This is a genomic window from Aeoliella fuhlenseeensis, assembly GCF_052161615.1.
GTDB lineage: Bacteria > Planctomycetota > Planctomycetia > Pirellulales > Lacipirellulaceae > Aeoliella.
Genome location: NZ_CP197417.1, coordinates 5,695,093 through 5,706,295, shown reverse-complemented (window position 1 = coordinate 5,706,295; position 11,203 = coordinate 5,695,093). Strand labels below are relative to the sequence as shown.

The following is an 11,203-nucleotide window of genomic DNA, read 5'->3' as shown; positions in this document are numbered from 1 at the left end:
CCTTCTACCGGGGGGGCCATCACGTCGATTGCAATGTCCCCGTCCTCGGCAACTCGAAGCACGCAGCTAACGGGGCACGCTCAAGCCGAAGTCCTTGCATACGTGGCGGTTAGGACGGGGTGCGAAGCGGAATGAATCGCGGCGCGCGACGCCGCCAGCGTCATGTGGCTTCTCACATTTTTTATTTTTTCTTAATTTCCGATAGCTTTTCTCCAATTTTGCGGATACGTTGTGAGACGTTCCGGAAACGTTAGCATCGCTACGCCGCTTGACGAAGCTGGCGATAGGGTAATGGGGCCCGTTTCGCTCAGCCACTGCACTTTTCTCAGCATCTTGTCTGCAGCACCTGGGAGGTAGTCCTCATGAAGGGTCTTGCCGTAGCCGCTATGGCTACCATCTTTTGTTGGTCGCATTCGACCTGTTACGCGGATATTTCACTCAATTTCAGCGAGAATACGAATCAGGTTTTTACAGGAGGCGAGAACATAGGTCCTCTCGCGAGCGACAGCGCGAACTGGAACAATCCAGCGGACTTCTTCCCTCAAGCTGCAATGGCGAGCAACTCGCTGAGCAATCTGGTCGATCACTCGGGGACGGCAACCGCGACCGACGTCACCTGGTCAAGCAGTAACCTGTGGTACACGGCGGGTGGAACCGGCGACGACCAACACCGACTGGGGGTTGGCTACCTGGACGATGGGGGCAATGGCGTCAGCGTGACGTTTACCGACATTCCCTACGCCAACTACATCGTGTATGGATTGCTCGCAAGTGATCAAGAGCTTGGCGACCCCATCGACACCTACACCACAGTCGACTTTACGGTCAACGGCACCCCCGTGTTTGGCGGTTCGGCTCCCGCTTACAACTCGGTCGACGATTCGTTCGCCGCAACCGGCAGCTACTGGTCGCTAGCCGACGGAGTGAACCCGGGCAACTACTGGACAGCCATAGCCTCGGGATCAAGTCTTGTGATCCAAGGCAACCCGCGCAACGGCGCACAGCGTGGTTCGCTAGCGGCTGTGGTCATTCAAGAAGTGGTCCCCGAACCCTCGACCGTGCTGATGGCGTTGTTGCTGCTAGGTGGTGTCATCGTGGTGCGACGATGCGACTGAGTTAGTTCTTATGGCTCCCCGCAGTCAACGACAACTCAACTTTTGAATCGGTTTCGAAGTGACAGCTTGTGTGGACGTGCATGGGCACGGCAAATTACTTCACCCTTCTCTAGAGGCTTGGCGTACGATGCTTTTAAGGGCAAGATACTTCGCGGTGTGCTGTGTGGTGGCAGTCGCATGCTGTGCCACTCTCCATGGACAAATCATCTCGGTAAACTTCAGCGAAAACAGCGGGAATCAGGCGTTTGTCGGCGGCCAAAACATTGGTCCCCTGGGAACCGATAGTGCCTTCTGGAATAACACCAATGGCCAGCCAAATCTGGCCGCTGGCACTATTCCCGGTCTCATCGACAGCACAGGGACTGCGACGGCAGCCGCATTGACTTGGTCGTCGGCCAACGCTTGGTACAACGGAGACGGCACCGCCGACGACGCACACCGCCAGTCGGTGGGCTACCTCGACGACGGTGGCTCGGGCATCAACGTCACGCTTTCGAATATCCCCTATACCAACTACCGGGTTTACGGCCTGTATTCGTCCGACCAAGGGGCAGGCACCGCGATTGCCCAGGACATGAACGTGAACGGCACCTGGGTGTTTGGCAACACGGTTGCGACCTCTGTTCCCGCCTACGCGAGCATTAACGAAACACTCGCAGCCACAGGAAACTTCTGGGCTCCACTGACTCCGGCGAGCAAAGGCAACTTCTGGACCTTCGACGTCTCAGGCACCAATACCGTTACCATTACGCAGTCGCCAACGAGCGATCCGGGACGTGCCGCGCTGTCCGGCGTCATCATCCGCAATCTTGATGCGGTGATCTTCGATCCGTTCCCCGTGATGTCCATTGATCGAATTACGGGCGAAGCAACGCTCACCAACAATACTGGCGCCACCATTCAATTCGCCGGCTTGGGCCTGCTTTCGGACGATGGCAATCTGAATCCCTCAGGCTGGGACTCGATTTCGGCCAACTATGACCAGGGAGGTAGTGTCTCGCCAGACGAATGGATCGTGCTGAGCAGCACACCAAATGCGCTCGACGAAGCAACGCTGGGAGCTGGTTCTTTGAGCCAAGGACAGTCGATCTCGCTAGGCAACGTTTGGACGCCTTACCCTCGCGAAGGGTCACAATTCCGCTTCGAGTACCTCGACGCGATCACCGGCGAAACTGTCACGGGACTTACTGTATTCGAAGGTAACAACGGACTGCCGCTCACCGCCGGCGACTTCGATGCGAGTGGCGTGGTCGACGCGCTCGACTGGCCCACCGTCCGCGACAACTACGGCACCGACCTTACTGGCTCGACCCTTGGCGAAGCGTATGCCCTTGGCGATATCAACGGCGACTTGGCGGTCAATGTATTCGACCTCCGAGCGTTCAAGACGGCCTACGAGGCCGCTCAAGGTGCAGGTTCGTTCGCACTGCTTACGAATGCGGTCCCCGAGCCTTCGACTCTTGTTGTGATGGGCTTGGCGGTTCCCGCGGCCCTACTAATCATGCGCCGTCGTCGCGTTGCCAAGATCGCCTTGGGAGTTGCGCTCGGCGTCGCCGTGCTTGCCAGCTCGGACGCCAGTGCCGTCGGCATCGGCATTAACTTCATTGGTGGCCAAACCGATAACGATCCTGCGGCAGCAGGCCCCAGCGTGACGGGATCGGCCGGCGTGGTGCCTCAAGCGAATTGGAACAACGTCGGTGGTAACACCCCCGCGACGGACCATGATGCGACCGTCGGCATGCTGCTTAATCAAAACGGAGTAGCAACCGCTGCGTCCGTCACTTGGTCGGCAAACGAGACTTGGTCTTCCACCGGTAACTTCGCCGGCAATCCCTCGGCCGACCAGGATCGCAATCTGGTCGACGGATACCTTGATTCGATCACCAATGGCGATCCAGTCCGCGTTGATGTCACCGGCATTCCCTACCAGTACTACGACGCCTACGTCTACGTCGGATCCGATGGAGACAACCGTGTTGGTTTTACCTCGCTAGACGGAGTGTTGGGCTCCGAACGTTACTTTGCCACCGCGACGGGGGAGGCAACGTTCACATCGGCGGCCAACTACATCCAAGCGACGGCAAAGACGCAAGCCGGCGCAGTCGCCAGCAACTACATCCTGTATCAAGATTTAACGGGTTCTGAACTCAATGTGCGATTGAATCGCATCGGAGCGAACGTAGGCCTTCACGCCGTGCAGATTGTTCAGGAGCTCGCCCCGCAGTTACTAACGCTCCAGGTCAACAAGGCCAATGGCAACGCGACCATTCGCAATCTGACTGCCAATCCCGTGAATCTGGACTTCATCGAGATCACGAGCGCCAGCAATGCCATCGACTTTGCAGACGTCGTTCCGCTGGGTACCGGCACGATTGACGGCTCGGACTGGGAGGTCTTAGGCACCACCACCGCGACTTCGCTGTCGCAGTACTTGTTGGACGGGGTGGATACGCTGGCTCCCGGTGCAAGCCTAACCCTTACGGATCTCTACGCTGGTCCAGCCGAAGATCTCGTCTTCACCTACGTCGACACCGATGTCCACCAGCGAACTGGAATTGTTACCTACGTCACGACAGCCGCTCTTGCTGGCGACTTCAACGGCGACTCCGTCGTGAACCTCGCCGACTACACCGTGTGGCGTGACAATCTCGGTGCAGCCAACGAATCGGCGTTCGCCCCGGGCACTGGCAACGGGGGTGGCATCAATGCCAGCGACTATACGCTCTGGAAAACTAACTTTGGCTCGGAAGCGTCTGGATCGCTGAGCGCCGCGAGCTCAGTGCCCGAACCCACTTCGCTCGCGGTGTTGGCCCTGACATCAATCGTTGGCTTGGCTGCCACCAGACGCAAGAAACTGCAAGGAGCATTCTCGATGGCTACTTTGAAGATCGCGGTCGCCGCAGTCATTAGCTGCTTGCTCGCAACTTCCGCTTCGGCTTACTACGTCGACCGCGACTACCAGATGGGCGACGACAACGCGTTCGAATCCCCGACCAATAATGCGCCGATGGGTGTTCAGTTCGGTGGCAGCGGCCCGTTCTTCACGGTCGATAGCTCCGGCGCGGGCTCAGGGACGTTCGCGGACCTCTCAGTCTTCGGTCCGACTTACCAGAACACGGCCCTCATTGGCACCGGGCGTACGGGTTTCGGTGCTCGCTTCGATGGAACCAACGATTACTTGCAGGGACAGCGTTTCAATCATCCGGCGTCTGCCATAGGATCGAACCAGAACTACGCTGGCATTACCAGCCATGGTACGCAGGGCTATGTCTTCCCTGAAAAGCTCACTGGTTCCTACCAGCAGATTACCTACGACACCATGCTGACCGGTGGCCCCGCCATCAACGCGGCCGGCCAATGGGCCATTTCGAATTCCCAGCACGCAAGCGGTGCCGATGGCATTGCCGCTGTGCCCGCATCGGTTGCGGTTCCGGCCGCCAATCAGTGGTACCACTTCATGTTCAACAGCCAAAACACCGGCGGCGATAACTTCCGTTCGGTGCTGTACATCAATGGGATCGCGGTGGCCGCCAACGACGATCCGATTCCGGAGTTCGACGTTAACAGCACGACTCACCTTGGCCCGTTACTGATAGGTGCAGGCGAGAAGCCCAATAACCCTCCGGCTGCTACTCCTGGCGAAGTAGTGTTCATGCCAACCGATTTCTTCGATGGCGTTGTTGACGACGTCGAGATGTACGTCTACGGACAAGGCACTAACTTTAATGCGGGCGATTTTAACCTGCTGCGGGATAATGCTTGGATCGCACAGCAAATCGCGAACGACCCCGACTTGCAAGGCACCTTGGACCCGGGTGACGTCAATCGCGACGGAACCGTCAATAACGCGGACATCGTGGCCATGGTGGCCGGTTGGCGTCAAGAGAAGGAGTTTGAAGGCGCGCACAACTCGCTGACCGTTGGCGACTGGGAGACCTGGGGCTGGGGCGACATGAACCTGGATGGGCGGGTCAACTACAGCGACTGGTTCATCCTGCGTGCAAATCACCCCAATGGTCCGAACTTGGTCCTCGGCGACTGGCTCAGCGGAAATGCTGTACCTGAGCCCTCGTCGCTAGTCTTGTTCGCCATCGGTGGCGCGTTAATTGCTCTTCGGCGCCGGAGTTAATAGTCAAGCTGTAGCACTGGGACATTGCAGACAAATGGCAGAGTAGCGCGACGAATCGCACACAGGTGTGGTTGGTCGCGCGCTGTCGACCGTCGATGCTTCAGGCAATTACTTTTCCACGATGCACTGATTGGCACAATCGTGCCTGACCTCGCGTGAGGCAGGCAAATGCAATTGCGAATCTTATCACATTCCCAATGCCGACTTCGGCCCAAAGTGGTCGCTGATCGCAGGGAGCAGCAAGTCTTTTATTCAGTGTGAGGGTGCTCGTCATGATTCGAAAAAACAAGAACGGCTTTACGTTGGTCGAACTACTGGTGGTTATCGCCATCATCGGTATCCTGGTCGCACTTCTGCTACCCGCAGTGCAGTCGGCCCGCGAAGCCGCGCGTCGCACGCAGTGCAAGAACAATATCAAGCAGCACGCGCTCGCAGCCTTGACCCACCATGACACCGCGGGTTTCTATCCGTCGGGAGGTTGGGGTTACTTCTGGGTGGGGGACGCCGATCGCGGATTTGGTGCCAAACAGCCGGGCGGCTGGATCTTCTCGTTGTTGCCGTTTACCGAAGGTAGCAACATGTACGAGCAGGCCTCCGATGGCCAACCCAATGTCATCACTCCGAAACAGGAGGAAGGCGCGCGGTTCATCGTCACTAGCCCCCTGGATTCCATCCGCTGCCCTTCGCGTCGCGTTTCGGCCATTCTCCCCAAGCCAGTCGACGGTACTTTCGTGGCGTACAACGCCGGCAACAACCCGGCTAGTGCCAACATCGCCGGCCGTAGCGATTACGCCATCAACTGTGGCGACCAGCAACAAAACGAAACCGGCCCCGGCCCGGGCGATCCTGGTTCAGGTTCGGTTGACAACGCTTACGACACCTACGGCTGGCGGAATGGGAAAACAGGCAAGTCGCTGGTAACCGGGCAGGTCGAGCTCAATGGCATCAGCTTCATCCGTAGCGAAGTAGCGATCAGGCACGTCACCGACGGCACGTCGAATACCTACCTGCTCGGCGAGAAGTACATGAATGTCACCGACTACGAAACCGGCCTCGACGGCGGCGACAACGAAACTTGGTGCACCGGATTCAACAACGACAATTTCCGGAACGGCTTCTATCCTCCCGAACCCGATCAACTGAACACGGCAAACACCATGCGATTCGGCTCGGCTCACCCGTCTATTTTCGTGATGGCCTACTGCGATGGAAGCGTCGACGCCATTGGATACGACATCGATCCCGAGCTATTCCGCGGAACTTGCAATCGCAAGGAAGGGGCCGTCGATCACGACGCCTACTATCGCGGCAACACCAACACCGGCGGCGTTCGTTAGTGGCCATTCCGAGGTCGTTCGGACGGCTTCCAGAATCTTGACATTGTTTACGGGTGCATTTCATGCGAGTGAGCCACGCCACTGCGTGTCTAGTTTTGCTTAACGTCACCGGCTGCATCGGAAGCAGTACGCCGGTCGAACTGGTGGGCACGGTAGTTCCAAGTCAGCTGGCCGCGGATGCAATGTCGCAATACGACAAGAACGGCGACTCGTCCATTGATGCGGCCGAGCTCAAAGCATGTCCCGCTTTGAGCTCCGGAGGTTATGACGCCAACGGCGATGGCAAAGTCACCGTCGATGAGTTGGCATCGCGTTTCGAGCAATTGTTTTCGGCAGGCGCTCGAATGGTCAACGTTTATTCCAGCGTGACCAGCGGTTCGCGGCCCATGCCGGGTGTAACGGTGACGTTCGAGCCCGAAGCATTCATGGGCGAAGGCTTTCGCACCGCAACCGGCACCACCGACGAAGGGGGACGTACGGCCGTGGCCATTGCCGACAGCGAGTTGCCTGAAGGTCAGCGTGGATCTCCCATGTGCCAAGTCGGCATCTATCGCGTCAAGCTGTCAGGCCCAGGCGTGCCGGCTTCCATTCCCGACGCGGGCTTCGTGGTCGATGTAACCACCCGCGGCGGACAAGAGGCCACCTTCGATATCTCCAAGATGAAATAACGTAATCGGCGATTGACTAAGTGTCCCTAAGATTGAGGAAGATTTCTTCCAACACATTCTTGGTGCTCACCTCGCCTTGCGTTCTACTCTGGTGCGAGAGCATAGGGCAGGTTTTAACAGGCGGACTTCACCGAAGTTTACGGCCGGCGTACCTGCTTACGGTCGTTGCGCAGCAAGTAGGTCACCGGGTCACCAGACCGACTTCACGATGGTAGAGGCCCGCGGGATACCGGCGGAACGTGAGGGATGTATCGTCACCGCTGCCATTCAACGCGTGGTAGCTCCCCCTTTTCGACCAGAGGCAAGCCATTCCAGACTACTCGTCTATTCGACCCGCGCGTGAGCCCGGAGAGCAACGTAGGCTTTAGGTGTGTGTCGCTACCCGTGGGGGGAATCGCACTCAATTGAATAGTCAGAGTGCGTGACTTCTCGTCGTAAGAGACTGAGTTCCCAGCGGTACAGACACTGTGGAAATCGTTGGGCTCCCCATGCGATTGCCAGAATGCCCTCCATTCGTCGTGCTTTAGGAACACCTTCCCGGCCACTTGCTCAGCTGCATCGGGCAGTTGGTGGCCCGCTAGATCGGCCTGAAGGCGAGCGCGAAACTCTCTGTGGGCCAATGGTCGAGGAACGTCACTTTGAGAGTTAATGACGAAGGTCCGCAAGTTGGGGTCGACGTCGTAGAGATTCTCCTCAAACCGGAGTGGCCCGCTACGGTAAGCCGGGTAATTTACTTCTATGTTCTTGGCGTTGCCAATAAAAAGATTGCCGAAGAACGAATGGTGCCCCGTTTTTGCGCGCGCTTTGACTTGCCGGATATACAAGGCTTGGCCATAGCCTGGCGTGTTCTTGGTGTTGGCCAACAAGTTTTTGACGAATGTGGCTCCCGAAGCATCGTGGATGTAAACGGCGTTCTCCACATTGTCGAAGATCAAATTGCGGTCTACAAGCAATCGATCGAAACCATAATCGCTCATCTCAAGGAACACGCCAGCCCTTCCATTATCGTGAATCACATTGCCCGTGATTCGCGAATCGGGGAACTCGTTATCCAGCCAAATACCGTAGGTGTCATGGTTGTGGGCGATGTAGTTCCCTTCGATCAACCCGTCGACAAACAGATGGCACTTGATGCCGGCTTGTTCCCAGCGCTTCTCGCCGAGAAAATGGAGCCCATTGTTGCGGAGAATAACGTTCTTGCGAATGACCAAGTTCCGAGAGCCGCAGGACATCACTCCCGCTGACCCGTTATCGATAAGATAGTTTTCTTCCACTAGGTTGTCGTAGGACGAGTCTTCTTCGTCGTGGGTGTTCACTCGGCCGACATCTAACGCGAACGTTTTAGCAAAGCGAATCACATTGTGCCGGATAACCCAGTGATGTCCCGCCTCGGTGCCGACCGCGCCGCGCTGCGCATTGGCCGGTTCTGTCCAGAAGTTCGTCGGATACTGGTTGCCACAGTGCTCAAAGACGAATCCCTCAACCACGATGTGCCCGAGCCCGCGTTTCGTCGGTGCGAAAATCCGACGTCTAGTGGTCAGCTCGATCTCGCATTTATGTGGGTCGCGCCCGCCGAGATGTAGAAACACCAGTTCTGCATCTGCGTCGTACCACCACGTATTTGCTTCCAGTTCGCCCTTGAAGGGGACCTCGCGAAGCGGCTCGCCACTAACGAACACCTGGCCACAAGTAAAAACCAGACTGGCATCTCCATCGAATCCACGGTCCGATTCCTTCTTGCCCTCGCGATGAAAGGGCGTGGAGGCGAGCTCGACTTTCAGCGGGTTGTGAGAATCGACGTAGTCTTCGCGGATGTCATTGAACATCGAATCCTTGGGATGAGCCGAGTAGATGCCGTGGCCTTCGTGGGTCCACCCGGGCTGCCAGAGGTCCGACCCTTTAACGATCACCCGCTTACCGGCTTCCCCTCGATAGACGATGGGACTTCCCGGACGGCCTCCTCGCGGCGGCGCCACTCGCTCGCGATAAACTCCCTCACGCACCAACACGGTGTCCCCCGCCTGTGCCTTTGTGGCGGCGGCCGAAATGGATTTGAGTGGCGCTTCCCAAGTACCTGATTGCGCGTCATCACCTAGAGGTGACACCACGTAAGTCGCCGCCCAAAGCGACGGACAGGTGGAGAGCACGCACCAGTGAAGCAGCGTCGCGCACTGGAACCTTACGAGGGCATTCCAGTTCACTTTGCGCCTGCCGGGGATTCTTGCGCCGGCTCAATCTCCAGTCTCGCGCCCGAGAACACCGTGTGATCGTAATGCTCGCTTTCGAGTTGCGTGGAAACCAGAGTCAGGAATCTGGCCTCCGGGGGGATCGCGACGTCGAACTTTACAAAATCGGTGCTGTACCGCATTCCGTTAGTCGCTTTTGCTTCGTCGACTTCGAGTGAAAACACGTTCGCGTGTTGAGTTACCGGAACTCCCTCACCGTTCAAGTTCGCCGAGAGCACTTTGTCTTCGGTGCTGACGATGACGATCATATTTGCATGGGCTTTCTCTAAACTGCCATCCAGCGGGTACTCGCGATCATTCATTCCGGCACGGTCTGCGACGAATCGCATGAATTTGCCATCTAGCTTACCCGCATCTCGTAACTCCTGAAGGTCGAAGGTCAACAGCTTGTTGGAGTCGATGCCTATCCCTTCTTCGACTTTCGGGAGCGAACCCTCCGAGATATCGTGCCCCAGCAGTTCGCCGGTGGTTCGAATTGGTAGCGCTATGGATATCGAGCGGTGCGTATCGTTGCCTGGCAACCCGCCCACTTTGGCACCACCACCACCCACGTTCAGGAAATTGAACAACACGCCATCTTCGGCAAGACTTACATCCACATCGAGACCGCCATTGTGTACAGAGGCGACTCCCAGATCGATTGTTTCTGCCGCTGCGTTGTATCGGTCCGTTTTCATCGCCTCGTCGAGCGACGCAGTGGTGCTGTCGTCAAACAGGTTGCCAAGATAGATTCTGTCCCCATCGAACGGGGGTCGGCTGCTTGCCGGCATACTGTTGGGGAACTCTTTCGTATCAGGCATCGCCACGTGGGTTACCAGCCCCATGTCATTAAACTGAATCGCATCTCCAGTGGCAAAACTGGAGGTTGTCCCGAAGGTGCTTTCGAATTGGGCAACCGAGCCGCCACGCGCGCCTCCCGAAAATCCCATAAAAGTTACCTGGCGCGCGGCGGCGGAGTTCTCCGCGGCGATGCCGAAGTGACCGGGGCCCAGTTGGAACTTTCCTAAGGAAGTTTCCAGCAGGAAGTTGGGGTTATCGCTAGGCACGATGGTCGACAGTTTTCCGGCAAATAGTTTCCCACCATTTTCCGACCGCACTTCGTAGACCGCAGGCCCTCGCAGAATGACCGAGACGCCGTTGCGATACGCAATCTGTAACAACCCTTGCTCGATGCGGAGCATCTCTCCGATGCGCAGTCCGCGAGTTGGCAATGTCTCGGGATTCTCCATGGCCTGCCAGTCGACCGCGTCCGTCGAGGCAATCCGGGCCACCACGTCACTTCCTACGCTCCAATTCCAAGGCACGGGCAAGAACTGCTGAGGACCGGCAACCCAAGCTGCCGCCATAATCCCTACGCCGCACCCAAGTCCTAGGCCAGCAGCAAGCAGTGAGGCTGCCGCGCGGGGAGGGATGTGGCGGACAGCATCTGTGATTCGATGCCACTGCTTGACGGGCAACCAGTCGCGAAAGCTGCGAGGGCGGGGTTGTAGGGGCAACGTCTGATACTCGTGCTGCACGTCTCTGCAGAGTGCGGCCGCCTGCTTGGTTGCCACCAAGTCCGCGTGGAAGCGAACAACATCGCCGTAGTGCAGCCTCGCGTCGCTATTCGACTTGAGAGCCGCTTGCAACTCTTCGAATTCGGCTTCGCCAAGCGAGTCATCAAAGCTTCGGTGAATTAGCATCCGAAGCTCAAGTGGCACCGAATTGT

General features: G+C 57.6%; 6 protein-coding genes. 4 read left to right on the top strand and 2 right to left on the bottom strand.

Translation table 11 applies throughout. From position 1 onward, the window contains the following. Window positions 1-362: 362 nt before the first annotated feature. The 4 genes from SH292x_RS22475 to SH292x_RS22460 all read left to right on the top strand — a co-directional run bounded on the left by SH292x_RS22475 (window position 363) and on the right by SH292x_RS22460 (window position 7,249). Window positions 363-1,115: a PEP-CTERM sorting domain-containing protein gene (locus SH292x_RS22475; RefSeq protein ID WP_442483263.1), complete on the top strand. Its 753-nt coding sequence runs from the start codon at window positions 363-365 to the stop codon at window positions 1,113-1,115. 166 nt (window positions 1,116-1,281) lie between these two features. Then, window positions 1,282-5,244, top strand: a complete 3,963-nt coding sequence (locus SH292x_RS22470) for a PEP-CTERM sorting domain-containing protein (RefSeq protein ID WP_442483262.1) — start codon at window positions 1,282-1,284, stop codon at window positions 5,242-5,244. 272 nt (window positions 5,245-5,516) lie between these two features. After that, window positions 5,517-6,581, top strand: coding sequence for a DUF1559 family PulG-like putative transporter (locus SH292x_RS22465; RefSeq protein ID WP_442483261.1), 1,065 nt, complete (start codon window positions 5,517-5,519; stop codon window positions 6,579-6,581). A 95-nt stretch (window positions 6,582-6,676) separates the two neighbouring features. Beyond that, window positions 6,677-7,249 (top strand): hypothetical protein, encoded by a 573-nt coding sequence (locus SH292x_RS22460; protein WP_442483260.1) that lies wholly within the window; start codon window positions 6,677-6,679, stop codon window positions 7,247-7,249. Window positions 7,250-7,503: 254 nt separating this feature from the next. Here the strand turns inward: SH292x_RS22460 and SH292x_RS22455 are convergent, their stop codons facing one another. Then, window positions 7,504-9,450 carry a right-handed parallel beta-helix repeat-containing protein gene (locus SH292x_RS22455; RefSeq protein ID WP_442483259.1) on the bottom strand — a complete coding sequence of 649 codons (1,947 nt, stop codon included), beginning with the start codon at window positions 9,448-9,450 and terminating at the stop codon, window positions 7,504-7,506. Further along, window positions 9,447-11,195 carry a hypothetical protein gene (locus SH292x_RS22450; protein ID WP_442483258.1) on the bottom strand — a complete coding sequence of 583 codons (1,749 nt, stop codon included), beginning with the start codon at window positions 11,193-11,195 and terminating at the stop codon, window positions 9,447-9,449. The genes SH292x_RS22455 and SH292x_RS22450 overlap by 4 nt, the downstream gene beginning before the upstream one ends. Window positions 11,196-11,203: the final 8 nt, after the last annotated feature.

Excerpts from the sequence above, each read along its gene's own strand:
- SH292x_RS22465 (WP_442483261.1), top strand. The coding sequence starts at position 5,517 with ATGATTCGAAAAAACAAGAACGGCTTTACGTTGGTCGAACTACTGGTG.
- SH292x_RS22475 (WP_442483263.1), top strand. The coding sequence starts at position 363 with ATGAAGGGTCTTGCCGTAGCCGCTATGGCTACCATCTTTTGTTGGTCG.